General features: G+C 69.9%; 21 protein-coding genes. 6 read left to right on the forward strand and 15 right to left on the reverse strand.

Annotation, left to right across the window (positions count from 1 at the left end):
• Nucleotides 1–26: 26 nt before the first annotated feature.
• From ACQBAU_RS13155 to ACQBAU_RS13170, 4 genes are all read left to right on the forward strand, one after another.
• A complete protein-coding gene (locus tag ACQBAU_RS13155) occupies nucleotides 27–890 on the forward strand; it encodes an ABC transporter ATP-binding protein (protein ID WP_434551178.1) in 864 nt (287 codons plus the stop codon).
• Between the two features lie 97 nt (nucleotides 891–987).
• The gene (locus tag ACQBAU_RS13160) at nucleotides 988–2,004 is read left to right on the forward strand and encodes an ABC transporter substrate-binding protein (protein ID WP_434551177.1); all 1,017 of its coding nucleotides are present in this window, start codon (nucleotides 988–990) and stop codon (nucleotides 2,002–2,004) included.
• Between the two features lie 11 nt (nucleotides 2,005–2,015).
• Nucleotides 2,016–4,148 carry an iron ABC transporter permease gene (locus ACQBAU_RS13165; protein WP_434551176.1) on the forward strand — a complete coding sequence of 711 codons (2,133 nt, stop codon included), beginning with the start codon at nucleotides 2,016–2,018 and terminating at the stop codon, nucleotides 4,146–4,148.
• Complete coding sequence (locus ACQBAU_RS13170; RefSeq protein ID WP_434551175.1) at nucleotides 4,145–5,035, forward strand: siderophore-interacting protein; 891 nt, start codon at nucleotides 4,145–4,147, stop codon at nucleotides 5,033–5,035. The genes ACQBAU_RS13165 and ACQBAU_RS13170 overlap by 4 nt, the downstream gene beginning before the upstream one ends.
• 64 nt (nucleotides 5,036–5,099) lie before the next feature.
• Here the strand turns inward: ACQBAU_RS13170 and ACQBAU_RS13175 are convergent, their stop codons facing one another.
• Nucleotides 5,100–5,897: a protein kinase domain-containing protein gene (locus ACQBAU_RS13175; RefSeq protein WP_465256820.1), complete on the reverse strand. Its 798-nt coding sequence runs from the start codon at nucleotides 5,895–5,897 to the stop codon at nucleotides 5,100–5,102.
• A 234-nt stretch (nucleotides 5,898–6,131) separates the two neighbouring features.
• On the opposite strand from ACQBAU_RS13175, the gene ACQBAU_RS13180 reads away from it, so the two are divergent.
• On the forward strand, nucleotides 6,132–8,066 hold the full coding sequence (locus ACQBAU_RS13180) for a COG1470 family protein (protein ID WP_434551173.1): 1,935 nt from the start codon (nucleotides 6,132–6,134) through the stop codon (nucleotides 8,064–8,066).
• A 41-nt stretch (nucleotides 8,067–8,107) separates the two neighbouring features.
• On the opposite strand, the gene ACQBAU_RS13185 is transcribed toward ACQBAU_RS13180, so the two are convergent.
• The 14 genes from ACQBAU_RS13185 to ACQBAU_RS13250 all read right to left on the reverse strand — a co-directional run bounded on the left by ACQBAU_RS13185 (nucleotide 8,108) and on the right by ACQBAU_RS13250 (nucleotide 20,383).
• Nucleotides 8,108–9,061 carry a discoidin domain-containing protein gene (locus ACQBAU_RS13185; protein WP_434551172.1) on the reverse strand — a complete coding sequence of 318 codons (954 nt, stop codon included), beginning with the start codon at nucleotides 9,059–9,061 and terminating at the stop codon, nucleotides 8,108–8,110.
• A 35-nt stretch (nucleotides 9,062–9,096) separates the two neighbouring features.
• Nucleotides 9,097–9,609 carry a phage tail protein gene (locus ACQBAU_RS13190; RefSeq protein WP_434551171.1) on the reverse strand — a complete coding sequence of 171 codons (513 nt, stop codon included), beginning with the start codon at nucleotides 9,607–9,609 and terminating at the stop codon, nucleotides 9,097–9,099.
• Entirely contained in the window at nucleotides 9,606–11,561 is a 1,956-nt protein-coding gene (locus tag ACQBAU_RS13195; RefSeq protein WP_434551170.1) for a putative baseplate assembly protein, read from the reverse strand. The genes ACQBAU_RS13190 and ACQBAU_RS13195 overlap by 4 nt, the downstream gene beginning before the upstream one ends.
• On the reverse strand, nucleotides 11,558–11,971 hold the full coding sequence (locus ACQBAU_RS13200) for a GPW/gp25 family protein (protein WP_434551169.1): 414 nt from the start codon (nucleotides 11,969–11,971) through the stop codon (nucleotides 11,558–11,560). The genes ACQBAU_RS13195 and ACQBAU_RS13200 overlap by 4 nt, the downstream gene beginning before the upstream one ends.
• Complete coding sequence (locus tag ACQBAU_RS13205; protein WP_434551168.1) at nucleotides 11,968–12,366, reverse strand: PAAR domain-containing protein; 399 nt, start codon at nucleotides 12,364–12,366, stop codon at nucleotides 11,968–11,970. Before ACQBAU_RS13205 ends, ACQBAU_RS13200 begins: the two co-directional genes overlap by 4 nt.
• Nucleotides 12,367–12,376: 10 nt before the next feature.
• Nucleotides 12,377–14,032, reverse strand: coding sequence for a VgrG-related protein (locus ACQBAU_RS13210; protein WP_465256819.1), 1,656 nt, complete (start codon nucleotides 14,030–14,032; stop codon nucleotides 12,377–12,379).
• Nucleotides 14,025–14,693: a CIS tube protein gene (locus ACQBAU_RS13215; protein ID WP_434551166.1), complete on the reverse strand. Its 669-nt coding sequence runs from the start codon at nucleotides 14,691–14,693 to the stop codon at nucleotides 14,025–14,027. The genes ACQBAU_RS13210 and ACQBAU_RS13215 overlap by 8 nt, the downstream gene beginning before the upstream one ends.
• A 2-nt stretch (nucleotides 14,694–14,695) precedes the next feature.
• Nucleotides 14,696–15,487 carry an eCIS core domain-containing protein gene (locus ACQBAU_RS13220; RefSeq protein ID WP_434551165.1) on the reverse strand — a complete coding sequence of 264 codons (792 nt, stop codon included), beginning with the start codon at nucleotides 15,485–15,487 and terminating at the stop codon, nucleotides 14,696–14,698.
• Between the two features lie 1,429 nt (nucleotides 15,488–16,916).
• A complete protein-coding gene (locus ACQBAU_RS13225; RefSeq protein WP_434551164.1) occupies nucleotides 16,917–17,378 on the reverse strand; it encodes a phage tail protein in 462 nt (153 codons plus the stop codon).
• A complete protein-coding gene (locus tag ACQBAU_RS13230) occupies nucleotides 17,371–17,562 on the reverse strand; it encodes a DUF6760 family protein (protein ID WP_434551163.1) in 192 nt (63 codons plus the stop codon). The genes ACQBAU_RS13225 and ACQBAU_RS13230 overlap by 8 nt, the downstream gene beginning before the upstream one ends.
• Nucleotides 17,559–17,918: a hypothetical protein gene (locus ACQBAU_RS13235; protein ID WP_434551162.1), complete on the reverse strand. Its 360-nt coding sequence runs from the start codon at nucleotides 17,916–17,918 to the stop codon at nucleotides 17,559–17,561. Before ACQBAU_RS13235 ends, ACQBAU_RS13230 begins: the two co-directional genes overlap by 4 nt.
• On the reverse strand, nucleotides 17,915–18,346 hold the full coding sequence (locus tag ACQBAU_RS13240) for a phage tail protein (RefSeq protein WP_434551161.1): 432 nt from the start codon (nucleotides 18,344–18,346) through the stop codon (nucleotides 17,915–17,917). The genes ACQBAU_RS13235 and ACQBAU_RS13240 overlap by 4 nt, the downstream gene beginning before the upstream one ends.
• Nucleotides 18,347–18,404: 58 nt before the next feature.
• The gene (locus ACQBAU_RS13245; protein WP_465256818.1) at nucleotides 18,405–19,994 is read right to left on the reverse strand and encodes a phage tail sheath family protein; all 1,590 of its coding nucleotides are present in this window, start codon (nucleotides 19,992–19,994) and stop codon (nucleotides 18,405–18,407) included.
• Nucleotides 19,995–20,023: 29 nt separating this feature from the next.
• On the reverse strand, nucleotides 20,024–20,383 hold the full coding sequence (locus tag ACQBAU_RS13250; RefSeq protein WP_434551159.1) for a helix-turn-helix domain-containing protein: 360 nt from the start codon (nucleotides 20,381–20,383) through the stop codon (nucleotides 20,024–20,026).
• A gap of 216 nt (nucleotides 20,384–20,599) precedes the next feature.
• On the opposite strand from ACQBAU_RS13250, the gene ACQBAU_RS13255 reads away from it, so the two are divergent.
• Nucleotides 20,600–24,295 (forward strand): eCIS core domain-containing protein, encoded by a 3,696-nt coding sequence (locus ACQBAU_RS13255; protein ID WP_465256846.1) that lies wholly within the window; start codon nucleotides 20,600–20,602, stop codon nucleotides 24,293–24,295.
• Nucleotides 24,296–24,297: the final 2 nt, after the last annotated feature.

A 24,297-nucleotide genomic window follows, 5' to 3' on the forward strand; every position in this document is an offset into this window, starting at 1 on the left:
GGTAAGCCTGACCTAAGTTTAGTTCCGTGAATCATCCGCAGGAGGGAATGACCACGCCGGACGCCGAGGCGTCGGCTCTCGCAGCCCACAGCGCCGGCCTACGGTACGGCAGCACCGCCGTGGTGCACGAGTGCAGTGTGCGACTCGCCCCGAACCGGGTCACCGCGCTGGTCGGACCGAACGGCAGCGGCAAGTCGACCCTGCTGCGCGCGATGGCCGGGCTGCACCCTGTCGCCGATGGCGAGATCGGCCTGGGCGACCGGCTGATCTGCGACTTCGCCCCGAAGGAACTCGCGCGGCGGCTCACCATGTTGGCCCAGCACCGCCCCACCCCGGGCGGGCTGACCGTCGCCGACGTCGTCGCCTTCGGACGCCACCCGCACCGTGGCCGCTGGCGGGCCAACGACCCACACGGTCCCGCCGCGGTCGACCGCGCCATGGCGCTGACCGAACTGCACGAGCTGGCCGACCGACCCGTTGACGCCCTGTCCGGCGGGCAGATCCAGCGCGTCTGGCTGGCCTCCTGCCTGGCGCAGGACACGTCGGTGGTGCTGCTCGACGAGCCCACGAACCACCTCGACCTGCACCACCAGGTGGAGTTGCTGCGACTGGTCCGCCAGCTGGCCGACACCGAGGGCGTGACCGTCGGGGTCGTGCTGCACGACCTGGCCCAGGCCGGGGTCGTGGCCGACCACCTGGTGCTGCTCGACCACGGGCGCGTGGTGGCCGAGGGCACCGCGGAGGACGTGCTGCGCCCCGACCTGCTCAGCCAGGTGTACGGCGTCGACGTCGCGGTGGACCGTGACCCGGCGACCGGTCTGCTTCGGGTGAACGCCCTGGGCAGCCTTCGTCGTCCGGCCATGGTGTCCACGATGCCGCTGTCCGCCTGACCACACGAACGGGCCATGAGCACAACGGCCATGATCAACACCGCATGATCAACACGACACTGATCAAAACAGCATGATCAACTTGAAAGGAACCATCGTGTCCGCAACTCCCCGTACGCCCTTCAGCCGGCGTGCGTTCACCGGAGCCCTCCTGGCCGCTCCGCTGGCGTTGGCCGCCTGCGGTACCACCGAGCCGGCCCAGTCGGGTGGCGGTGGCGCAGCCGGCGGGAAGGCCTCCGGTGGCGCCGAGGAGATCGTCGTCACCGATGTCACCGGCAAGGAGATCACCCTTCCGGCCCCGGCCAGCAAGGTCGTCGCGCTGGAGTGGATGAACGTCGAGGACTGCCTCGTCGCCGGGGTCGAGCCGATCGGCGTGTCCGACCTCGAGGGCTACAACTCCTGGGTCAAGTCGGCCCCGCTGGCCACCGAACCGACCGACGTCGGGATGCGTACCGAACCCAGCGTCGAGCGGGTGGCCGAGTTGGAGCCCGACCTGATCCTCGGCATCGCCGGCTCCGTCCCGGAGGCCGCCCAGACCCAGATGGCCAAGATCGCCCCGATCGTGCTGCTCAACCCGGCGGATGCTTCCGACCCGCTGGGCCGCATGCGTGAGAACACCGTGACCACCGGCAAGCTGCTGGGCCACGAGGCGGACTCACAGGCGGCCGTCGACGCCTTCGATGCGCACATGGCGACGGCGAAGGAGAAGCTGGCGGCCTCGGGTGGGGCCGACGCGCCCTTCGTGTTCGTCTACATCTACCTCGCCGGCAACGACGTGTCGGTACGGATGCACGGGCCACGCTCGCTGCCCGGTGCGGTGGCCGCCGAGATCGGCCTGAAGAACGCCTGGGAGGATCCGGGCGACGACGCGTACGGCCTCAGCACCACCGACCTGGAGGGCCTGCTCGCGCTGCCCGCGGACACCCGGATGGTCTACTGGGCGAACACCGGCGAAGGCGACCCGACCGAGCAACTCGCCGACAACGCCGTGTGGCAACGGATCCCACCGGTGCAGTCCAAGCAGGTCTCCCCCATCGCTGACGGCGTGTGGATGTACGGCGGTCCGCTGTCGATGACCGCGTGGACCGACGCGTTGGTCGAAGCCCTGGGCTGACCGTGGCCACCATGGCCGAACCACGCACCGCCGAGTCGGACCCGGCAGGGTCCGGGACCCCGGGCGCGGTGTCCTCAGGAGCGCCCGCAGCGGCACCACCGGCCGCGGCCCATGACCGGCTCGGCCCCGTGCTGCTGTCCGGCGGGCTCCTGCTGCTGATCACCGTGCTCGCGGTGGTCCACCTCGGGCAGGGCACCTCCGACATGGACCTGTCCGGGGTGTGGGCAGTGATCACCGGCACCGGTACCGACGTGCAACGAGCGGTCCTGCTGGACGGCCGGCTCCCCCGCACCTTGGCCGCGATGCTGGTCGGGTTGGCCGTCGGCGTCAGTGGTGCGGCCCTGCAGTCGGTGGCCCGCAACCGGCTCGCGTCCCCCGACACGTTGGCGATCAACGCCGGCGCCTGGCTGGTGCTGACCATCGCGGCCGCCGCAGGGCTCAGCCTCGGTGTCTGGGGCGGTACGGCTGCCGCCTTCGTCGGCGGGCTGGCCGCCGCCGGGATCGCGCTGGCCATCTCGGCGGGCGGGTCGTCCCCGGTCCGGCTCGTGCTGGCGGGCTCGGTGCTGGCCCTCGCCCTGCACTCGCTGACGTCCATGGTGATCATGATGAACAGCGAGACCACCGAGGGGCTGTTCGCCTGGGGCTCGGGATCGCTGGGCCAGAACGGCATGGACGCCGTCGTCCGGGCCGCCCCCCTGATCGCCGTGGTGGTCGCGTTGGCCCTCTTCTTCGCATCCCGGCTCGACCTGCTGCAGCTGGGAGACGACGCCGCCCGGTCGCTGGGGCTGCACGTCACCTCCAGCAAGGTGATCATGGTCGTGCTGGCCGTCCTGCTGGCGGCCGCTGCGGTGTCAGTCGCCGGTCCCCTCGGCTTCGTGGGACTCGTCGCCCCGGCAGGGATGTACCTGTGCCGGACCAGGATGCGCGGACTCCGGCACCACCGATGGCTGCTGCTCGGCAGCGGACTCACTGGCGCCGCCGTCGTCCTGCTCGCCGACGTCGTCCTGCGCAGTGTCTTCACCGGTTCCGATGCGGTCGAGGTGCCGACCGGGGTGATCACCACCCTGCTCGGCGCGATCGTGTTGATCATCTTGTCGCAGGGACTACGGACGGGCCGCAACGACCCGTCGCCTGCGCTGGCCAGTGCCTCGGAGTTCGGCCGGCGACACCCGGTGTTGATCACCGTCTGCTGCACCGCGGTGTTGCTGGGTGCCCTGCTGGCCGGCATCCTGCTGGGCGACGTCAAACTCCTGTCCGGCGACGTGATCAACTGGCTCGGCCAGGTCGCCTCGCCCCGGATCGAGATCGTGCTCGACGCCCGCTGGCCGCGGGTCCTCGCCGCCGGGGCGGCCGGCGCCTGCCTCGCGCTGGCCGGACTGCTGGTCCAGGCCGTGACCCGCAACCCACTGGCCGATCCGGGCCTGCTCGGGGTGTCGAGTGGTGCCGGCGTCGGCGCCCTGGCGTCGTTGGTCCTGATCCCCGCCCTGGGCTGGTCCGGTGTCGTCGTCGGCGCCCTGGTCGGCGCGTCGGTGATCACCGTGATCGTCTTTGCCTTGGCCTCGCGCGGTGGTCTGGACGAGGTCCGGCTGGTCCTCGTCGGCCTCGGCGCGGGCGCCGCGGCCCAGGCCCTGACCACCGTACTGATCGTGCGCACCGACCCGTGGAACCAGGCGAAGGCGCTGACCTGGTTGGGCGGATCGACATACGGTGCCGCCCCCGACCGGGTGCTGTGGGCCACCGCCGCCCTCGCCGTCGGCCTGGTGATCGCCATCGGGCTGCGCTCCGAGCTCGACCTGCTGCAACTGGACCGCACCACCCCACAGGTGGTCGGGGTGCTCGGCGGCCGGGTCAGGCTGATCGCCTTGGTCGCGGCCGTCCTGCTGACGGTCGCGGCGACCACCGCGATCGGGGTGATCGCCTTCGTCGGCCTGGTGGCACCCCACGCCGCCCGGCTGTTCGTCGGCTCGCGGCATCGTCACCTGGTCGTGTTGGCACCCCTGCTCGGCGCCACCCTGGTCGTGGTGGCCGACACGGTGGGCCGTACGGTCATCGCCCCGGCCCAGGTGCCGGCCGGCATGGTGACCGCCCTGATCGGCACCCCGTACTTCATCTGGCTGTTGTGGAACCTACGAGGAGATCGATGACCGAGCCGCGTCCGTACCTGCCGTTCCGTGCCCGGTTGGCCCGACGGGCGCGGATCACCCCGCACCTGCTCCGGCTGACCTTCGCAGGCGAGGAACTGCGCAACTGCGACTCCCCCGGCCTGGACCAGCGGATCAAGATCGTGATCGGCAACCTGGCGGCCCTCGACGGCGCCACCGCCGACGACTGGTACACCCGCTGTCGCGAGGCGGACCCGGCGCCGGTGATCAGGACCTACACCGTACGAGAGGCGCGCCCCGACGACGCCGAACTCGACGTGGACGTGGTCGACCACGGGCCGGTCGGTCCGCTGTCGCGGTTCGCGCTGTCGGCCGATCTCGGCACCGAAGTGGTGCTGGTGGCCCCCAACCGGGCCGTTCCCGGGTACGAGGAGGTCGGGGTGGCCTGGCAGCCCGGGGCGGACCGGGTGCTGCTGGTGGCCGACGAGACGGCCCTGCCGGCGGTGATCAACATCCTCGGCTCGCTGCCGGCAACGGTGACCGGCGCGGCTCACGTGGAGGTGCCGACCGCCGCCGACGCGATCACCGACGCCCCTCACCCGGCCGGCGTCACCGTGCACTGGCACCCCCGTGACGACGCTCCTCCGGGGAGCGCACTCCTGCCCGAACTGTCCCGTGCGCTGACGGGCACCGACGGGCCCGGCAGGTGCAACGGATTCGCCGACAGGGGATCCGACGACGGGGCCGACGAGTCGGATGAGGCCGTGCTGTGGGAGGAGGCCGCCGATCCCGGGCAGGTTCGGGCCTGGGTCGCCGGCGAGGCCGGCATGGTCAAGCAGTGCCGACCGCTCCTGGCGGCCGCCGGGATCGATCGGAGCCAGGCGTCCTACATGGGTTACTGGAAGGTGGGTCGGGCCGCCGTCGGCTGACGGGCTGCGATTGACATCAGGCCCGCCTCGGCCACGCACGGAACTTGGCCTCGCGTGGGAGAACTCACTTGAGCAGGGTGGCCAACTCGGCAGCATTCTGTGGTCGCTGGGACTTCACGCTGATCGCCGCCTTGATGGCGGCCCGTAGCTTGGGCGCGCCAACCGTGTACCGATTGATCGTAGGTTTCCGTACCCCTTTGGTGACCTCGTGCCCCGCAGCAAGGCTGGCCATCAGTAGTCCAACCTGATACACGTCATCCGCGGGCCGCCACCATCTACCCATGTCGGTAGGGGCAAAGTCGGGGTTCATCGCGTCCGCGTCCACTCCCGAGGGCTTCAGCTGGGCCTTGGTGATGCCGAAATCGCCCAGCTTCAGCACCTTGCGATTGCCGATGAAGACGTTCGGTGGCGTGATGTCCCGGTGCGAGACACCCATCTCGTGCAACAGCGCCAACGGTTTGAGCAGCAGCCTGACCCGCTTCAGAATCTGAGCCTCACTCCATGGGTCGCCCCCCTTTTGGAGGTGATCACGCACTGTCCCCTCGGAGACCAACTCCATGTTGATCGCGAAGATCGTCCGCTTCTTGCCTCGGTAAGTGATCGTGGTGGGGAAGGCTGACTTCAGCTGTACGACGTGTCCGTCATTGCGGAGCAGGTTCCCGAAGTACACCTCACCGTGCCAGGCTTCGGCATGCAGTGACAGCTTGAGACAGGTCTCCGTACCGCTTCTCCGCCGACCGTTGGCGGTCAGTTCCACGGCCCGGTAGGCGGCTCCGAATCCGCCGTCGCCGAGGGTTCCCACCAGTTGATAGGTGACGCCGTTCACGTCATCGGACAGCTCTGTTCCCAGTGGTAGCTTCATCTCGCCCCCTGATCCGTTCGTGGCCAATGGCCCAGTCATGCAGAGTTTGGCGCACGTTCGGGCCAAGCGAAACTCCACCCCCACTTCGACCCGAAGGACGTACCGGTTGGGACCGGGCAGACCTTGGGGCAACCGGGTGCGAGAGGTGGCCGACCCTGCCACGCTTGAGGGTGGGCGGGGCTGCGCTCGGGGCGACCGATGCCCCGACCGACTCCCCGCCGGATCGGACCTGCGATGAACGCCTCGAGGCCCTTCGAGCTGACCGTCGACCTCAGCGTGCCCGAGGTCCGGGTCAAGCCCGGCGGTCAGGCGAAGGTGGCCATCAGCATCCGCAACATCGGCCAGGTCGTCCAGCACTACCGGGCCAGCCTGCTCGGCCTGCCCGCCGACGAACTGTGGGCCACCGATGTCGACGTGATCAAGCTGCGACCCGGTGAGACCGGAGTGATCAACCTCGAGTTGCGGATCCCGCAGCCCGGCCAGGCGGTGAACGGCCGGGTGCTGGCCGGTTCGTACCTGCTCGGGGTGCTGGTGCAGTCGCCGTACCAGCCGGAGGTCTCCCGCTCGGCCGAACTGTCGCTCGAGGTGGAGACGATCGCCGGGGTGCACATGAGTGTGCAGCCCGAGGTGGTCGAGGCCCGCACCGAAGGGCATGTCGTCGCGAGCCTGCAGAACCAGGGCAACAGCGGCATGCACCTGAAGGTCGTGCCCACCGACGACCAGGGGCGGGCCGAGTTCATCACCAACCCACCGCAACTGTGGTTGCCGGCCGGCGGCACCAGCCACGTCCAGGTGTCGTGGAAGGTGCCGGGATTCTTCACCGGGCAGCCGAAGACGTCGGCCGTCACGCTCGCGGCCCACTCCCCTGAGGGGGTGCAGCAGGAATCGCGGATCAGCTTCGTACAACGCCCAACCGTGCCGACCGCCGTGCTCACCTCACTCGGGGTGGTGCTGGCCGTGCTGGTGGTCGCCGGCGCGATCCTGGCCAGCAGTGTGTTGGGGCCCATCCTGAACCCACCGGCGACGCCGGAGGTGACCCAACCGCCGACGACGCAGGGGCCGGTGGAGGAACCGCCGTCGTCGAGTGGCCCCACCGAGGCCGAGACCAGCGCCTCCGGGGCCGAACCGCCCGGCCCACCGCAGTTGATGATGACCCCGGCGGCACCGATCGTGGGCACCGACCTGACGGTCACCGCGGAGACCACCGAGCAGGTCACCGCGTGGGACTGGAAGGTGACCGACGGCGGCAACAACGTGGTCGCCAACGCGACGACACCCCAGACGTTCACCTGGCGACCGGAGACCGCCGGCGCGTTCACCCTCACCGTCATGATCACCACCGAAGGAGGCACCAGCACCTCCACCCTCGACCTGACCGTCACCCTGCCGCCGGTTGCCTCGGTCGCCGAGGAGGTCGATCTGCCCAGCGGGCTCAGCAGCCACGAGGTCAGTTGTGCTGACGGGTCAACAGCACTGAACGGCGGGGCCGACTTCCCCACCGCTGTCGGTCAGGTGGGGCTGGTCGAGAGTGGCCCGAAGGGCAACGGCTGGATCTTCAGCTTCACCAACCTCACCGGGCCGACCAAGGCCAACCTGGTGGTGATCTGCGTGACCCCGATTCCGGGGATGGAGGTGGTCCGGGAGCAGGTGGCCGTGGCTGCCAACACCGGCAAGGTGCTTGAGGCACGCTGTCCGGACGGCAGGGTCGTTCTCGGCGGTGGCGCCGGCATCGTGCTCGAGGGGGTGTCGGCCGATCCCGGCATCGTGATGGAGTCGTGGCCGGATCGGGACAGTGCCGAGACACCATGGCGCTACTGGCGAGCAGTCATCAGCGCCGAGGAGGACATCGACGCCCAGGTCTGGGCACTGTGTGCACCGTCTCCGCCCGGTCACGCCGTGGAGATCCATGGCCGCGCCGTCCAAGGGGAGGACGCCATCGAGGACTTCAAGGTCACCTGTGAACAGGGCGTGCTGGTCGGCGCCGGCCTCGCCCTCGACCGGCACAATCCCCCGCCCGGGGCGGACCCGAAGGCGATCATCCTCGCCTCCAGGCCGACGATCGGCGCACCCGACGGCGCGCCCACCGAGTGGACCATGGTCGCCCTCTACACGCTCGCGGAGGAGCACCACGTGAACGCGTTCTCCATCTGCCTCGGCAACAGCGCCTGACCGCGTCTCGACATGCTCGACGGGCGTACCGGAGGGCGTGATCAGGAGAGGGCGTGGAAGACGACCTCGGTGATCGCCACGTCGCGATACCGGGAGCCGTCGTACACCTCGTCGATGGTGAAGGTCAGCTTCGTCGTCGGTGCGCCGAAGTCGAACACCAGTTGCTGGACGTCCTGGGTGTCCTTGACCTCGAACGTGTGCGTGGCCCCACCCTCGGTCTCCACCGTCAGCGTCTTCACCCGGCAGTTCCGCTCGAACACCCCGTCGTTCTTGCTGAACCCGTTCGACAGGTCGATGCGACCCACCCGCACCGGTTCGGCGAAGGTGAACGTCAACGTCACCCCGGTGTTGTCGTCGGCCTCACTGCCATTGCTGTTCCACGCGGTCTCCGGGTCGCCGTCGAGCAGGTTGCCCGCCTCGTACGACTCCGGGTCGGGCGGCAGCGTCGAGGACGCCGTCACCGTGATCGTCGACGGGTCGACCCCGGACAGGGTCGTCGGCGACGGCTCGGCAGGCGTGCTGGCCGGTGCCGACGGCGGTGTGGCTGACTCGCCGCCACCAGCCGGCGGGGAGAACGGTCGTACCTGCACCAACAGCACGATCGTGGTGATCACCAGCAAGACGATCAGGGCCGGGAGCACGATCATCCACCAGGCGATGCCCCGCTGCTGCTGCCGCGGCGGTGGGGGTGGTGGCGGCGGGGTCGGCACCGGGACCTCGCGGGTCGGGCTGGCGCACCGCTCACAGCGCTGCCGGTCCACCGCGTTCCGCCAGCCGCACACCGGACACGGCTTGGTCGGCACCTCCGGCGCCACCGGTGGTGGTGGACTGACGTGGACCATCGGCACCAGCCGGGTGCCCTCCTCGTCAACCTTGTCATTGGTGGGCCGTTGCAGTTCGCCGGCCATCCCGCGGTGGGTGCGGTCCGGTGCCGCCAGCAGCAGCGGGTACTGACACGACGGACACAGCGTCGGGCGTGGCTGCGGTAGCGGCACCTGGCACTGCGGACATGTCTGGGGCGGGCCGTTCATCAGTTGCGCGGCCCCCGTTCGGTCAGCTCCAGTGTCACCCCGACGGGGACTTCGCGCGCCAGAATGGCGCGCAGCCGATCGGCGCCCATGGGCCCCATCGTCGACACCTCCACCCGTACCACCATGCCGTCGGTGACGTCCGGGGGCGGCGTCTGGCGTGGGCCGACGACGTACCCGGACTCGACGACCCGCACCGGACCGCCGGTGAGCAATTCTGCCAACTCCTGCAACGCGTCTCGCGTGCCCCTCCGCAGCACGATCGGTCCGAGCCGGGCGACGAGCCGACGGAGCAGTTCCTCGTCGTCGTCCAGGTCGAGGGTGAACCCGAACCAGGCGGCCATGTACGACAACATCGCCGGTGTCGCGGTGCGCGGGTCGACCTGCGCGTCGAACGCGTTCATCTGGTGCCGCAGCGAGTCCGCGACGTCCTGTCCGGCGGTCACGATCGCGGCGACGACCCGCTCGTCACGCAACGACTGCGGCAGCTGTTCGACCAACCACGCGCGACTCATCTCACCACCACCTGGTGTCGGTGCGACATCAGCAGCGCGTCGGGCGGCAGGGCGATCTGCTGGAACTGTTGGTCGTTGACCGCGCCGGAGCGCAGGTCGGCCTGGAAGAAGTAGACCTGGTTGACGCTGGCGACGCCGGGCAACGTCCGCAGCAGGGCGTGGATGTCGGAGTCGTCGATCGTACGGCCGAACGGCCAGCCAGTGCCGTCCGGCCCACCCACCAGCGGATTCACGTAACCGAACAGGGCGTCCAGCGAGGCCTCGCGGACCGCCTCGACCCGTACCCCCGGAACGGCACTGACCTGGGCCACCACCATCAGGCCCTGGTAGAGCGGTTCGTCGACCCGGACCCGGCTGGTGACCAGCCGCCGGTCGTCGAGGTACTCCGCAATCCTGGTGGTCTGCTCCTCGTCCAGCACCAGGTCGTCCAGTTCGAGCGCGCGCGGAGTCACCACCGACCGCGGCACCACCAGCACCTTGATCGGCTCGGCGGCGTCCTCGACCAGGCACAACGCCCGTGCCACCGTCGGATCGGCCTGCAGGGTGAGTCGTTCGTAGTCCTCCGCGGTGACCGCCCGATCCCCACTGCGCAACGACATCGGGCCACGCAGCTTGGCGTTCTCGATCGTCTCGGCGTCCACCCCGCCGGTGGCCGGCACCATGTTGGTCACCGAGGCGACGAACGGGATCGCGGTCCGCAGCACCGTCAACCGCCGAGCCGCCACGTTTCCCTCCCGGCCACCACCGTGCCGGTACCCGGTGACAGCGACCCGCGCGTCGGTCGGCGGGACCGCACCGTGCTGCAACACCCGTCCGGTGGCATCGCGGATCTGCGGCCCGAACCGGATCTCCCCGCTCGACTCGTGCCAGGTGAACACCTTGTCGTCCGGCCCCGAGGTGCCGAAGTGCTGCACCTCCCGCCACAGTTCCGGCTCCGCCGGGCGACCCTCGGCAGCCGGTGCCTGGATCCGTACGGTCTCCCCGTCGCGACGCGGCAGCACCGGCGTCCGGGAGACGGTGAACGACTGGCCCGGCTCGCCGGTGCTGACGCCGAGCGTCTCGGTCGGGGCCAGCTCGGCGTGGCGGGCCATCACCGCCCCGCCGGTGCTCAACACCGACAGCGAACTGATCACCGGCGACTTGCGGTACGTGGGGACGCCCTCGGGCGGTTGGATCAGACGGCATCGGATCCAGTAGGCGCGGGTCTGCCCCACCGCCACCGGTTCATGATCAGGTCCCAGCAGCAGCGTGACCTCGCCACCGTCGACGGCGTTCAACGCGTTGGTGGTGTCGGACAGCACCACCGCGGTCCGCCACGACTGGCCGGTCCAGGTCTGCCATCGCAGGGGCGGCTCGTCCGGGTCGATGCCGGCACCCTCGGCGCCGGTGACCATCCGGATCCGGACGATGTTCGCGGCCAGGGTGTTGCTGAAGCCGAGGTAGAAGGCGTCGCTGGGAGTGAGGCTGCCGAAGCAGACCATCGGGTTGGTCTGCAGGCGCAGGTCCTCGGTCACGTCGACGTACCGGTTCTGGCTGCGCGTCACCACCTGCACCAGTTGTGGCGGGTTCACCACGAGCTCGCGGTCGGTCATGAAGACGACCTGTTCCTCGTCGCCGACCCGGTCGGACGCGACCTGGGTGCCCTCGGGGATCCGCACCGGCAACGGCTGGGGTGCGGTCAGGTTGAACATCAACAACGTCGACGCGGCGGCCGTCCCGTGCAGCTCGACGCCCAGCAGCTCGAGGAACTTGACGTACATCCGGTCGGGGACCTGGTTGAGCCGGTACAACATCATCTCGGTCATCCACGCGAACAGTTCGATCACCGCGACGCCCGGGTCGGACACGTTGTGGTCGCTCCACTCGGGGCACAACCGTTGCAACCGTCGCTTGGCCTCGTCGACGATGTCCTGGAACTGCCGGTCGTCCAGGTTGGGTGTGGGCAGGCTCATGATCCGACCTCCCGGGGAATCGTGTAGAACGGGAACACCAGGTTGCGGTGGTCGTTGGTCGCCTTGACCAGGTAGTCGATCATGAGCAGCACCTCGCCGTCGGCATCGCCGGGTGAGGCGGTCAACGAGGTGACCTCGATCCGGGGTTCCCAACGTGCCAAGGCTTCCCGAGCGGCCTGCTCGACCAGCCCGAGTGTGCGCGGCACGATCGGTTCGAACAGGTGGTCCCAGATGTGGCAGCCGAACTCAGGGCGCATCACCCGCTCCCCCGGCCGGGTCTGCAGGATCATCCGGATCGCACCGTTCAGTTCGGCCCCACCACCGGCCAGCAGTACCGCGCCAGTGGCGGTCAGCCCCGTCGGGTACGCCCAGCCGACCCCGACCAGGTCCCACGCCTTGGCCGGGCTCATGCCACGACCACGTTCGGGGAGCCGGCCGCGATGGCGCTGGTCGGAGCGTCGGCGGGATCGTTGCACGTCATCACCTGGTCGCCCAACCGAGCCAGCGGCTTGCCGTTCACCAGCACGGTGGGCGACCCCATCATGACGGTGCCCTGTCCGGTCGGAGGCCGCAGGAACGAAGGCCCGCCGATCGGGAGGTGCGGACTGGTGAGGCGGGCCACCGAACCCTGCACCGCCGCCCCCATGCCGTTGATCAACACGTCGGTCGAGCACTGGGACTGCAGGGTCCCGACGAACGGGTGCGGGGTCGGGGTCGGCACCGGGCCACCGGGCGACGGCACCATCACGACGTGGATGTCGGTGCCGACCACCTGGTCGGTCTGCCGGGCAGCGGGTTGGGGCATGGCGCTCTCCTCAGTTCAGGTTGATCGGGGTGCCGGAGACGGACACGTCGGCGCCGGCGGAGATCTCGACCCGCCCGCCGGCCGACAGCTTCAGGTTCTGGTCCGCACTGATCGTCACGTTCGCGGCCTTGATCTCCACGTCCTGCTGGCCCTCCCAGACCGACGACGCGGCCAGCTGCAACGAGGTCGACGTGCCGCCGACGCTGATGGTGATCATGGACTCCTGGTCGTCCAGCACGATCAGGTTCGCCCCGGCGGTCGCCATCCCACGACGCTTGGTCTCCTCGCCCTGGGCCACGATGTCGGCCGGCGGCTTCTTCGTCTGGCTCCACATCCCGCCCAACACCAGCGGCCGGGTGGTGTCGCCCAGCTCGAACGCCACCACCACCTCGTCGTTGATCTCGGGGATCCAGCCCAGGCCCGTCTCGGGTCCGGCTCCGGCCAGCACCACCCGCGCCCAGTTGCTCTCGGCCTGCGCCTCCAGCGACGGCAGCTTCACCCGGACCCGCCCCAGGCCTTCCGGATCGGCGGTGTCGGTCACCACCCCGATCATCAACCCGTTCGTCGGGGCCGGCTTGAGCACACTCGCCGCCGACGTCCGCCCCCCGACCAGATCGGCGAACCCGGAAGGCTCCAGACCACCGCAGACGAACTTGGTACGGAAGGGGCTGCCCGCCCCGTACAGGTGGGTCACACTGGTCACCCGGTAGTCGTCGGCCAGCCGCTGCCCGACGCCGGCCAACGTCACCGTGGCGCCGGCCGCCAGCCACGGGTTGCCGGCGGTCTCGCCGCGCAGCACGACGGTCTCGGCCAACGCCCGGGTGTGCATCGCCTCGGCGACGGTGGTCGCGACCCCGGAGTCGGGCACCTCCACCCAGGTGGAGGTGCGGCTGGTCGAACCGAACGCCTGCTTGGCCTGACCGGCGATGTCTCTGGCGGCCTGGCCCGGAGGTCGTGCGTTGGTCGACTGCGCCACGATTTCCTCACTGCGCAAGGCGTCCCAGGCCTGCACCACCACTTCGTCGACGGTCTGCGAGGCCGACAGCCGGACGCTGAAGGAGGCCAGGTCGGCACCCCAGGTGAGGGTCACCGTACGGCCACCGCTGTCGTCACGCGGCTCGACGTGCAAGGTGTCCTCGGTGACCCAGACGTCGGCACCGTTGCGGGCGGCCAGTCGGGTCAGGAACGCCAGGTCGGTCTCGTTGGCCTGCAGGACGTAGTCGTTGCGCACCCCACCTGACCGCAGGTTCACCTGGCCACGCAGGGAATGCTCCGAGGCGATCTGGGAGGCGATGTCGGCATCGGTCATCGCCTGGAAGGTGCGTCGGCTGGTGCGCCGCGCGAGCCGGTGGGTCAGGTCGTACCCGGTGATCACCAACTCGTGGCGCCCGGTGATGCCCTGCTCGACGGTCAGCGCCAGCACCTCACCAGAAGTGATCACCACCGGCTCCCCGCTGACCTGCATCCCGATCTCGACCTTCGCGCCGACGGTGAACCGGCCGCCGTCGAACAGCTCGAAGTGGGGGTCGTCGAAGTGCAGTGTGAACCGGTCCGGCAGCTGGATCGACTCCTCCACCCGCAACTGCAACAGGGCGGAGTGGAGCTGCGGGGCCAGTTCTCGTCCGTCGACACTGACCACCGGCACGTCGATGCGGGTGTCAGCCACGGCGACGCACCGGCAGCTCGGGGATCACGACGGGCTGGCCGACCGGGAGGCGCAGCGGGTCCACGATGCCGTTGGCCTCGGCGATGAGCCGCCAGCGGGTCGCATCGCGGAAGTAGCGGGCGGCCAGCTTGTCCAGCGTCTCGCCGGGGATGAGGCGGTGGACGCGATGGGTTCGTGGGGTGTGGGAGGTCGGGTTCTGCAGCGGGTACTGGTCGTCGTCCTCCCACTGCTTCAAGGTGATGTCGGCCTTGGCCCGCAACGGAACCCCGGCCGAGGAGAAGTAGGTGTAACGCAACGCCAACCGCTCCAGCACGGCCTTGAAACTCGCCGTCTGGCCCCACCGCAGCTGCACCCACGGTGGTCGTGCCGAATTGCTGCTCTGGTCGGCACCCGGCAACGCCGGGTCCACCTTGAGCAGGGCCAACAGCTTGCTGGTGTGGGTGGTGACGTCCTCACCGGTGGTCGAGGTGTCCATGATCAAGGAAAGGGTGAGGGTGGCCGACTGGCCGCCTTGGAACCGCAACTGCGGGGCGTTGCCGCCCTTGCTCTCGGGGGGCGCCTGCCACGTGTTCGACTTCGACACCGTGATCTCGGCCGGGTTGAACATGCACACGATCACCGTCCCCGACTCCGAATGCAGCTCCGCCTTGGCGAGCGCCATGATCAGAACACCCCCTCGAACCGGCTGCCGCGACGCTCCAGGTCACGCAGCAGACGAACCTCCAGCGCGTCGACCAGCGCATCGACGTCCAACGGCGCACTCTCCGCCGTACCCACCGCGACCCCGGGCTCCGGGGCCTCGGGGTCGACCGCGGTGGTCTCGACCTCCTCGACCCCGACGCGCCTGGCGACCAGGGGCGGTGCGGTCGCCGCGGCCACGGCCCGGGTCACCTCGCCCTGCACTGCCCGGGCGGCACCGGCCAGCCCGGTGACCGGGAGGTCGGACACCGCACGGGCCGCCCGGGTCGAGCCGAGGCCGGCCGGAGTCGGACTGCTCATCGTGTGGGACCGAACATGATCATGGACGGCCGGCGCGGCCGGCATCGCCCGGCTCGGCTCCGGGGACCGACCTGCCGGTACCGGCGGTGCGAGTGCTGCGGTGGCCGTGGTGACCGCCCGATGCTCCTCGCTGTCGGCGGCCGCGCCGGCACCGGGCCGCAGGAACCGCGGTCGGCCGACCGTCGTTCGCAGGTGGGCCAGTTCGTGGCTGAGCACTGCGGTGTCGGCCGTGGTCGGACGCCGCGGCAGGTGGACCACCGACCCGGTGGTCGCGCCGACGGCGCCGGCGGCCGCCAGGGCGGTCCTGGTGGCCACCCCGGTGGTGAACCGGGTACCGGCCCGCCCGGTCAGTCGACGAGCCAGCGGCTCGAACGCAGCCGGCAGCGGCTGCGGAGTCTCCAACGGTCGGGCCAGCACACTTTTGCGCCAGGCCTGCTCGGCGGCACGGGTGGTCATGGGCGGTGCGGGTGGCACCGGCGGTACGCCCTGGCCGGTCCCTCCCCCACCTGCGTCCAGCTCAACGGGGCGTCCCCGCGGGTGAGTCGGTGCCTCGATCACGCGCAGCGCCTCTGGCGACCAGGTCACGCGCGCGGACCGTACCGCAGGACCGCTGCGCCACAAGGGAATCGATGCCGTCGCAGTGTCGGTCCCGGCTCGGCCTGCACGTGGTGTCGCGGTAAGCCCGTGGCGGCTCCGCGCGCCGATCCGCACGGCCTGCGCGGCAGCGTGGTCGGCCGATCGAGCCGCGACCGCCGGTGGTGCTGCTTGATCACGTCGTGGCGTCAGGCTGCGGGCCAGGTGGGCCACCACGTCCGCCGGGACGGCACCGGACGGCAGGGGACGTCGCGCCCCGCCGGCGAGGGAATCGGCAACGTGCGCAGGGTCGATCGGAGGGTTGCCGAGGCCGGCACCGGGTGGCCCGACGAAGGTGTCGGGGCCGGTCTTCGCGTCGGATCGGTGCGTCGACTGCTGCCGACCCTGGTTCCTGTCCGACGACACACCAGATGCCACGTCACCTGACGCCGCACGATCGACGACAGAATCGCGACCCAACCGGCGCAGCCAGGTGGCGACGGCCGCCAGTGGTCCGCGACGTCGGGGGGCCACCGATCCGCTGCTCGGGGCACCCACCGCGGTGGCGTCGGTTCGTAGGTTGGCCGTGTGGGACGACGGCAACTGCCCCGTGGAACCCCGGTCACCGGCGTGACGCTTCGTCGTGCCGGCGAAGCTGCCTGCCCGGTGTCGAGGTTCCACGGGGGTGTCGCCCCCGGTCACGAACAGCGACCGGGCGAGGCCGGACCTCAGAGGCAGGCCGGGTCCGGTGGCAGCGGAGTCATCGAGGCCGGCGACCGGCTTGCGGTCGCCGGCGCGCGGTCGGCCGGTGACGGGACCGATGCTGCCGTCCGGGGGACGTCGGTCGGTGGCGGGTATCGAGCGGTCGGTGGCGGGAACGGAGCGGTCAGCGGCGCGGCGGGTCGGGAACCCGTCCGTGCCCGCCCCGTCACCGATCCGAGGCATGCCTCCGATCCGAGGGACGCCAGGGGCTGCGGGATGCGCCGTGTCGGCGCGACCGGTGAGCGGTGGTCGACGCGGCAGCCCGATGGTCGAACCGGTCCCTCCCGGACGCGACTGTTCGACCCGGCTGAGGGCTCCGAGGCCGTGGCCCCGGCCGAGGCGTCGCTGGGGGTCGTGCCGCAGTTCCCGTCGCCGGCGATGGCGCAGCATGGCTCCGTGGCGCCAGGTGGGCCGTACCGGACCGTCGGCACCGTGCCCGGTGACCCGGCGCTCGGGCGGCTGCCAGCCCAACCGGGGCCGCAACCACGCCAGGAACCGACGAGCCAGCCCGGTCACCGACGCCCACGGTCCACCAGCTCCGGATGCCCGGTCAGGAGGAGGTGAAGCCACCATGGGACACCTCCAGTTCCTCCGTGGCCAAGGCGTTTCCGCCGGCCGCGAACTGTGGGCCGTTCCACCGGACCGGCATCGCGTCCCGGAACGTCCAGGTGCGGACCGGCCGGTGCCGGCTGTCCATCATCACGACGCTGCCGCCACGCTTCTGCAGCACGTGGCCCTTGCCGTCGAGCCCTTCGCCGGAGCTGTCCGACAGCCACGCGAACAGGTGATCGTCCTCGGTGATTCCCCGCTTCAGCACGAGGTTGGGCCAGGTCACCGGACCGGGCATCCGGATCGGGCCGGCGTTGTTGCCACCCTCGGCGATGGTGAACACCTCCATCCTGACCTCCAATCCGGACACCTCGGTGAACGACCCCATCACCACCCCGTCCACCGAGAACACGAATCGACCGGTGAACGGCGGATCCGGGGTCCGGGGACCACCGTCAGGCATCCCGCAACTCCTCCCAGGCACGCTGGTTCAGGCCCGCCACCTGATCGACCAGCAGGTGCCGGTCGCCGTGCTCGAGGTCGAGCAGCCGGTCCAGGTCCCAGTGCAGGTGATAGGCGAGGTACGACATCTCCTCCCACAGCGACGGGATGTCGTAGTGGGTGGGCAGGCCGGCGGTGAGGGTCATCCCGTCATCACCAGCTCCGGTGGAAAAGGGGCCCCCGCCTCCACCTGGTCGAGCACCGACGGGTCTCCGAAGTTGATGATGCGGTAGAAGTCCTGCAGGTAGCCGAAGTCACTGACGAACAGGTTCTCGATCGTCTTCGGGGTGACCCGCGCGACGCTGCCGAGCTCGCTCACCACACGGGACAGCACGATCACCGTGGCGTACGCGTCGTTCTCCTTCACCCGGGCGTCGCGCAACGGCTCGATCTCGTCACGGGCGCAGGCCAGCCGCATCACGCCGGTCCGGTGCAGGGTGCCCTCGTCGTCGACGAACCCCTTCGGCAGCGTGAACCCGAACTCGGTCTGCAGCCCGGTCATGAGCGGACGATCCCCTCGTGGGTGATCGTCACCGACTCGGTGGCGACCTCGTTGGCCCCGGCGTCGAAGTCGGCACCGGACCACTTCGACGGCCAGCCGGCCTCGAAGTTCCACCGGGCCACCTCGGCACTCTTGGAGTCGTAGGCGACGATCGATCCGTTGCGGCGGGCGCTGTCGACGTCGCCGTCGATCACCTGCTTGCGCCACTCCCACAGCGCCAATGACGAGTCGGTACGGCGATCGAGGGTGATGTCGCCCCACTTCATCGCACCGGGCACCTTGCGGATGATCATGCGGCCGTCCTTGGTCGCCTCCTTGTACTCGATCACCTCGGTCTCGGACTCGATGCCGGCGCACTTGCGGAAGAAGCCGAGGTTGACGCCGTCGATCTCGAGGGCGAACTTGAAGGTTGTTGTCAGGTCTGGCATGTCGTTCTCCTGGTCCGGGTGGGGTTGATCACGAGGGGTCGGCGATGATCATGGAGGGTCACTCCGAGGTGGAGTCGCCGCCCTGCCACTGCGCGATCCGGAAGATCACGAACTCGGCGGGCTTGCTCGGGCACAGGCCGATCTCGACGACGAGCTTGCCCTCGTCCACCGAACTCGGCGGGTTGTTGGTCTCGTCGCACAGCACGTAGAACGCCTGCTCGGCGGTGGCGCCCACCAGGGCGCCCTGCATCCACAGGCCCCGCAGGAAGGCGGTGATGTTCCGCTTCACGCGTTGCCACAGCGAACGGTCGTTCGGCTCGAAGACCGCCCACTGGGTGCCGAGCCGGATCGACTCCTCGACGAAGTTGAAGAGCCTTCGTACGTTGACGTAGCGCCAGCTCGGGTCGGTCAACGAGAGGGTCCTGGCACCCCAGACCCGCATCCCTCCGGCGCCGAAGGAACGCAGGCAGTTCACCCCGATCGGGTTGAGCTCGGCCTGCTCACCGTCGGTGATCGGGTTCTCGAGCCCGGTGATGCCGCGGATCTCCTCGTTGGCCGGCGCCTTCCAGACACCGCGGGTGGCGTCGGTCCGCGCCCACACCCCGGCCATGTGGCCACTGGGCGGAACGGTGATGAACCGTTCCCCGGTGGCAGCACTGGCCGCCCGGTTGGGGACGACCACGTTCGGGTAGTACGCCGCCGCGAACGGGGAGTCCTTGGCCAACCGTTGCCGCCACTCGACCGCCATGGTGGCAGACATGCCGGGCGGCGGGTCGAGGACCGCCATCCGCTTGCCGCTGGCCGCGCACCAGTCGACCAGCTGGCCCTGGAACCCGAGGAAGGTCTCCACGTCGAACGACCGATCGGGACGGGTGGCGACGGTGACCAGGTCCGGGATCGCCACGATGGTGACGTTGTCGGCGATCGACAGGCCTTCGTACCCGGTCCGTTCGGCCTCCGACCCCTGCAGGATCTGCGGGTCGGCCACCTCGGGCACCGGCTCGACCAGGGCGAACCGGCCGGGCGCAGGGAGCCGCTCGGCGACGGGGACGCCGGCGGCCGACGGCAACTGGACCCGTACCGCGGTCAGCTGGTCGTTGATCGACTTCTCCACGCTGCGGGCGGCCTTGGCGAAGCTGATGCCGGTCGCCTCCTCGGCCAGCTCACCGTTGCGGAACACCCGGATGGCGAACTCCTCGTCACCGCTGGGCTCGGCATCGGGGTCGGCCACCGGCGGCACCACCTCGATCTCGTAACGGGCACCGTCGTCGGAGGCCACCTCCACCTTGAGGCTCGGCACGTCCGGGCGGATGACCGACTGCAGTTGCAACTGCGGCGGCTGGGCCGGCCCCCCGGCCGAGGCACGAACGATGTAGCAGGATCCACCGCCGTTCTCGAAGAAGCCGCGGACCGCGTACGGCAGCAGGGCCCCGTCGACGAATCCGCCGTAGATGCGCTCGTACTGCGGCCAGCTCGTGACGAGCTGCGGCTTGACCCCGTCGGGATCATCGGGGCTGCCCTGGTCGGGCCGATACGTCTGGGTGAAGCCGACGAATGCGGCGACCGAGGTGCTCACCCCTTGGATGGGCATCGACCCGGACGGCATCTCCTCGATGTACACGCCCGGTGTCAGGTAGGTAGCGGCCATGGTGGGACTCCTTGTTCTCGGTTCGGTCGTCAGTCGTTCGGGGTACGTCCGGCCGAGGCGCCATGCACCTGACGACCGATCTCGGTGGCCTCGAGGGGGCGGTGGAATGACTCCCCGCTGTGGTGTGCGGGGTACACCCGCATCACGTGCTCGTCCGACGAACACGTGATCACGGTGATCCCGGGATGGTGGTGGACCAGTTGGGCCACGACCTCGGGGGTCGTCGGCAGCGCGGAGTTCAGCAGGACGACGTCGGGCACGGTTCGGCGCAGTCGGGCGACCACGCCATCACGTCCGGACCCGCAGAACTCGACGTCGTCGTCGGTCAGGATGTCGCGCAGGCCCAGCGCGAACAGTGAGTCGAAGCCTTCGACCATCACCCGGCTCATGGACGGGCTCCTCCCGGTACGCACACACTGCTTGGCCCGACGCCAACGACCCGGTGCGACGCTGACAGCGTCCCCCAGCGGGGATCGACTGCGACAGGGCAAGTGGGAAGCCGAAGGGGCACATGTGGTGCCGGCGGCTGTCCCAAAGGCTGCCCCTCCGACATGGCGACGGCGGGCGGCGCGGTCGTACCGTCGCGGGCATGCGGATCGGGCGTGATGCGAAGTAGGGCCGGGCTGCTCCAGCCGCCGGCCCTCACCGATCACGACGTCGACACACCATCGGATGCTCCGGTGTCGACGCTGCGTCGTACGGTCGCAGTCCCGAACGTCGGGAACCGGGCGACCGCCGCCCTCCTCCGACGCGCCAGCGATCGCGCGGCGGCTCGCCCGGACCTGACAACCGCCCCCGGCCTCACCGTGACCGAACCCGCCGACGCCGTCGAAGTGCAGGCCGGTGCCGCCGCTGATCAGTTCACCGCGCTCGGTACGGGGGGTGGCGGTACGGGGGGTGGCGGTGTGGGCGCCGGTGCGGTCCCGGCCGCCGCCGGACTCCCCCGGGCCGCCGTACCCGTCCCCACCCCGCCGGTGCCGCCGATCGTCGGGGCGGCCCTGGTCGGCGGCCAGCCGCTCTCCCCCGAGCACCGCGCCCCGGTCGAGTCGGCGCTGGGGGCCGATCTGTCGGCCATGCAGGTCCACAGCGGTGCTGCCGCCTCGGACGCCGCGGCCAGTCTGGGGGCTCGCGCCTTCACGGTGGGCAGCTCGGTCGTGCTCGGGGCCGGTGAGTCGCCGGCCGACACCGAACTGATGGTCCACGAGGCCACCCACGTGCTCCAAGGTGGTGGAGGTCTGGCCCGCTGGGCGGTCGGGTCGTCGGCCGCGGTCGAGGCCGGGACCGCGGTGATGCGGGAGGAGGACGACTCGCTGATCCCGGACTGGCTGATGGACGGAATCCGTTCCTCGGTACGCAGTCTGCCCGGCTACGGCGTCGCCTCGATCGTCGTCGGGGAGGACCTGCTGACCGGTGCGGCGTTGCCGGGGTCGGTGACCGACCAGATCGGACAGGTGTTGGCCGAAGGTCCCTTCGGGGCCGGCGCGGCGTTGGTGCTGCAGACCTGTGAGGTGCTCGGCGATGTCGTCACGCTGATCCGCAACGCGATGGTCGCGCACAACCTGACCCTCGCGCGGGTCGGTCAGGACCTGGCCTCGGCGTGGGACGAGATCCGAGTGGTCGACGGCATCGACGCGAATGTCGCGATCGTCGCGCGGTACATCCGTGGCTTCGTGGCCGACATCGTCGCCGCGATCGGCGACATCGTCGAGGCAGTGATCACACTCGTCCGCAACGCGGTGGTCGACCTCGTCGAACCACTGTTGACGAGCTCCAGTGTCGGCCCGTGGTGGGACCTGTTCTGCAAGGTGATCCACCACGACCCGCTACGCGGGCAGGACGTCGAGGCCAGCACACTCGAGATCATGACCCAGTTCCTCGAGCTGGCCGGGCAGCAGGACGCGTTGGCCCGGATGACCGAGAACGGCACCCTGCAACAGACCGCCGACTGGGTCGACACCCAACTCGCCACGTTCGGTCACCTGTTGGGTGCGGCGACGTTGCTGTTCACCGACGCCTGGGACGCCATCAGTCCGGAGAACCTCGCCAGCCTGCCGGAAACCCTGCCCGGGTTGGCGGATCGAGCGGTGTCGTTGGCCGGTCAGATCATGTCGTTCGTGGGTGGACTGATCAGCAAGGTCGTCGAGTTGATCAAGGACGCCCTGTTGGAGCGGTTGAGTGCCCATGCCCACGGGACCCGAGGCTTCCGGCTGCTGACCGTCGTCCTCGGCACGGACCCGTTCACCGGGGCCGCCGTCCCCAGGACCGCCGAGGCCCTGATCGGTGGCTTCATCGCACTGCTGCCCGGCGGCGAGGCGACGTACGAACAGCTCGCCGAGTCGGGCGTGATCGCCGACGCCGGTGGCCGGATCGAGTCGGCGATGACCGAGTTGGGCATCTCGATGTCCATGATCACCGGGCTGTTCACCGCCATCTGGGACGGCCTGTCGTTGGCCGACCTGGTCAACCCGATCGGCTGCTTCATCCGGGTGGTCGAGCAGTTCGGCGAGCCACTCGGTCGGCTGGTGTCGTTCGTCGCGACGGTGATCCAGGTCGTCATCGAGCTGATCCTGAAGCTGATGAACTTCCCCGGCGACCTGATCGGCGGGATCATCTCCGGGGTCGCCCAAGCGGTCGACATGATCGTGGCGGACCCGGTCGGCTTCCTGCTCAACACCATCGCTGCCCTGAAGGCCGGCTTCGCCGGCTTCTTCGACAACATCGCCAGCCACGTGATCAGCGGACTGGCGGCCTGGCTGTTCCGCGGTCTCGACAGTCTCGGCATCCAACTGCCCGGGGAGCTGACCGGGGAGGCGATCCTCGGTCTGGTCGCCGACGTCCTGGGCCTGAGCGTCGACGTGCTGTGGGAACGACTTGCGCTGCAGCTGGGCGAGGAACGGGTCGCCGCGATCCGGGGGGCGCTGGACCGACTGACCGGCGCCTGGGCCTTCATCAGCGACGTCCAGGAGCGCGGATTCGCCGCCATCTGGGACTTCGTCGCCGGCCAGTTGGGCAACCTGTGGGAGTCGATCCTGTCGGCTGCCGAGGACTGGATCGTGACCACCATCATCGAACGCGCGGTCGCCAAGGTGCTGTCGATGCTGGACCCGACCGGTGTGATGGCGGTGATCAACAGTGCGATCGCCTTCTTCAACGCGGTGCAGTCGGTGATCGAGTATGTCACCGAGATCCTGCAGATCGTGCAGCGGTACGTGGACACGATCGTGGCGATCGCCCAGGGCAACCTTGCCCCGGCAGCCGAGCAGCTGGAGGGTGGACTGGCGTCGGCGATCCCGGTGGCGCTGGGCTTCCTGGCCAACCAGGTGGGGCTCGGCAACGTGCCGGAGAAGATCGTCGAGATCATCGGACTGCTGCGCGAACAGGTGCTCGCCGCCATCGACTGGGTGATCACCCAGGCCCTGCGGGTGGGCCGGGCCGCCCTCGACGCCCTGAGGCTCGGTGATCCGGCCACACCGGAGCCAACTTCCCTCGCCGACGACGCCGGGCCCTGGACCCCAGACCGGGTCCGGGAGGCGGCCGCCCAAGAGGTGGTCGCCGGCGTACCGGCGGAACCCACTCACTCGAGCATGGCGGCCTTGGTCCAGCAGGTGATGACCCGCCACCGGGAACATGGATTGCACGGGATCGAACTGGTGCCGGATCCAGATCTCCCCGGGGAGTTCACGATCATGGTGTCGGCCTCACCCGCTCGCGACGCCGGGCGGTTCCGGGTCAACATGCACATGCGGCTCAGCGAGCTCAAACTGAGCCACGGCACGACCCTGACCGCACACCTGAACGGCGTCCTCCTGGGCACGGCGACCGCTGGCGCGTTGGAGGTCGAGCAGTCGAACGAGCGAGCTCACGCCGAGCAGGCGCTGGCGAACGACGTGAGCGGCCGGGTGTTCCATCTGCGCGCCGACGGTACGCTGCGCCGAAACGACGCCAACCATCTCGTCATCAGGATCACCCGGTCACCTTGTGCGGAGTGCACGGTGCGGTTGCGCCGGCTCGCCGAGCAGCTCCGCCAGGCGATCGGGGACGCCGGCACGGTCGAGATGACCGTGGAGGTCGCCTCCCTGTACCAAGCTGGTGGCAGCGAAACCCGCGCCCAGGCAGTGTTCGACCTGATGACACTGCGTGAGCACGGCATCACCGTCCAGGCCTGGGACATCCTGGCGCACGCTCGTGAAGTGTTCGGCCCGGATGTGGACGTCGAGGCACTGCGGGGCCGGGTAGCCGATCTGGAGCCGCGTCTGACCCAGGCCCGGGCACTCCTCGAGGTGGTCAGTGTCACCGCGTGATG

The sequence above is a fragment of the Carbonicoccus niuqiaonis genome, from assembly GCF_050157065.1.
Lineage (GTDB): Bacteria > Actinomycetota > Actinomycetes > Propionibacteriales > Propionibacteriaceae > Avipropionibacterium.

Excerpts from the sequence above, each read along its gene's own strand:
- ACQBAU_RS13250 (WP_434551159.1), bottom strand. The coding sequence starts at position 20,383 with ATGAGCCGGGTGATGGTCGAAGGCTTCGACTCACTGTTCGCGCTGGGC.
- ACQBAU_RS13175 (WP_465256820.1), bottom strand. The coding sequence starts at position 5,897 with ATGAAGCTACCACTGGGAACAGAGCTGTCCGATGACGTGAACGGCGTC.
- ACQBAU_RS13255 (WP_465256846.1), top strand. The coding sequence starts at position 20,600 with ATGCGAAGTAGGGCCGGGCTGCTCCAGCCGCCGGCCCTCACCGATCAC.
- ACQBAU_RS13225 (WP_434551164.1), bottom strand. The coding sequence starts at position 17,378 with ATGCCTGACGGTGGTCCCCGGACCCCGGATCCGCCGTTCACCGGTCGA.
- ACQBAU_RS13235 (WP_434551162.1), bottom strand. The coding sequence starts at position 17,918 with ATGACCGGGCTGCAGACCGAGTTCGGGTTCACGCTGCCGAAGGGGTTC.
- ACQBAU_RS13190 (WP_434551171.1), bottom strand. The coding sequence starts at position 9,609 with ATGAGTCGCGCGTGGTTGGTCGAACAGCTGCCGCAGTCGTTGCGTGAC.
- ACQBAU_RS13215 (WP_434551166.1), bottom strand. The coding sequence starts at position 14,693 with ATGGCGCTCGCCAAGGCGGAGCTGCATTCGGAGTCGGGGACGGTGATC.
- ACQBAU_RS13240 (WP_434551161.1), bottom strand. The coding sequence starts at position 18,346 with ATGCCAGACCTGACAACAACCTTCAAGTTCGCCCTCGAGATCGACGGC.
- ACQBAU_RS13220 (WP_434551165.1), bottom strand. The coding sequence starts at position 15,487 with ATGACCACCCGTGCCGCCGAGCAGGCCTGGCGCAAAAGTGTGCTGGCC.
- ACQBAU_RS13205 (WP_434551168.1), bottom strand. The coding sequence starts at position 12,366 with ATGCCCCAACCCGCTGCCCGGCAGACCGACCAGGTGGTCGGCACCGAC.
- ACQBAU_RS13200 (WP_434551169.1), bottom strand. The coding sequence starts at position 11,971 with ATGAGCCCGGCCAAGGCGTGGGACCTGGTCGGGGTCGGCTGGGCGTAC.
- ACQBAU_RS13195 (WP_434551170.1), bottom strand. The coding sequence starts at position 11,561 with ATGAGCCTGCCCACACCCAACCTGGACGACCGGCAGTTCCAGGACATC.
- ACQBAU_RS13170 (WP_434551175.1), top strand. The coding sequence starts at position 4,145 with ATGACCGAGCCGCGTCCGTACCTGCCGTTCCGTGCCCGGTTGGCCCGA.
- ACQBAU_RS13180 (WP_434551173.1), top strand. The coding sequence starts at position 6,132 with ATGAACGCCTCGAGGCCCTTCGAGCTGACCGTCGACCTCAGCGTGCCC.
- ACQBAU_RS13230 (WP_434551163.1), bottom strand. The coding sequence starts at position 17,562 with ATGACCCTCACCGCCGGCCTGCCCACCCACTACGACATCCCGTCGCTG.
- ACQBAU_RS13245 (WP_465256818.1), bottom strand. The coding sequence starts at position 19,994 with ATGGCCGCTACCTACCTGACACCGGGCGTGTACATCGAGGAGATGCCG.
- ACQBAU_RS13165 (WP_434551176.1), top strand. The coding sequence starts at position 2,016 with ATGGCCGAACCACGCACCGCCGAGTCGGACCCGGCAGGGTCCGGGACC.